The organism is Mesorhizobium sp. M7A.F.Ca.CA.004.04.2.1 (assembly GCF_004022825.1).
In the GTDB taxonomy this organism is placed as follows: Bacteria; Pseudomonadota; Alphaproteobacteria; order Rhizobiales; family Rhizobiaceae; genus Mesorhizobium.
In genome coordinates this window covers 1-1369 of the sequence record NZ_RZPH01001306.1, presented here as the reverse complement: position 1 = coordinate 1369, position 1369 = coordinate 1, and the positions used below count along the sequence as shown (strand labels likewise).

Annotated in this window: 1 pseudogene; it reads right to left on the bottom strand. The window is 64.5% G+C overall.

The window, feature by feature from the left end:
- Positions 1-1340: pseudogene (locus EN893_RS34090) on the bottom strand (glutamate synthase subunit beta); the annotation flags it as partial.
- Between the last annotated feature and the right edge of the window lie 29 nt (positions 1341-1369).

Sequence of the window (1369 nt, the reverse complement as noted above, 5' to 3'; positions counted from 1 at the left end):
GCATAGAGCTTTTCGACGCTGGTCCTGTAGTCCCGGTCATTGGCCTCGACATTCTTCGAGCGGCGGCTGTCAATGGCGATCTTCATCTGGCCGGCCAGTTCCGACACCGGCCCGCGAGCGGCTGGCCCGGCAAAGCCGATGGCGATGAACGCGAGATCGGCGCGGATGACGAATTCGGTGCCGGCGATCGGCTTGCGCTTTTCGTCGACTTCGCAGCATTTGACCCCGGTCAGCTGGCCGTTTTCGCCGATGAATTCAAGCGTCGCCACCTGGAATTCGCGCTAGGCGCCTTCGGCCTGCGAGGATGACGTGCGCATCTTGGTCGCCCAGTATGGCCAGACCGACAGCTTGTCTTCCTTTTCCGGCGGCTGCGGCCGGATGTCGAGCTGGGTGACGCGCACCGCGCCCTGGCGGAAGGCGGTGCCGACGCAGTCGGAGGCAGTGTCGCCGCCGCCGACGACGACGACATGCTGGCCGCCGGCGAGGATCGGATGCGACGGCCACGCCACCGACTGGATCGGTTCGCCGCCGACACGCCTGTTCTGCTGCACCAGATAGGGCATCGCGTCATGCACGCCGCCGAGATCGTCGCCGGGAATGCCGGCCGCGCGCGGCGTTTCGGAACCGCCGCAATAAAGCACGGCGTCATGTTCGGCGAGCAGCTCGGCAACCGGCTTGTCGACGCCGACATTGACGCCGCAATGGAAGGTGACGCCCTCGCCCTGCATCTGCTCGATGCGCCGGTCGATATAGTGCTTCTCGATCTTGAAGTCGGGAATGCCGTAACGCATCAACCCGCCGGGCCGGCTCTCGCGCTCATAGACATGGACGTCGTGGCCGGCGCGGCCGAGCTGCTGGGCAGCCGACATGCCGGCCGGGCCGGAGCCGATGACGGCGACGCGCTTGCCGGTCTTCTTCTCCGGCGGATAGGGCCTGATATGGCCGGTCTCGTAAGCCTTGTCGGCGATCGCCTGCTCGACCGTCTTGATGGCGACGGGGATGTCCTCGAGGTTCAGCGTGCAGGCTTCCTCGCAAGGTGCGGGGCAGATGCGGCCGGTGAACTCCGGGAAATTGTTGGTCGAATGCAGGTTGCGGATCGCATTGTCCCAGTCGCCATTGTAGACGAGGTCATTCCAGTCCGGAATCTGGTTGTGGATCGGGCAACCGGTCGGCCCATGGCAGAACGGAATGCCGCAATCCATGCAGCGCGCGGCCTGTTTCTCGACCTCCTTGTCGGACATCGGCAGCGTGAATTCACGGAAATGCCGGATGCGATCGGAGGCCGGCTGGTACTTGTGCACCTGCCGGTCGATTTCGAGAAAGCCTGTTACCTTGCCCATAGTCCAGTTCCTGCTGTCCAGATGGTGCG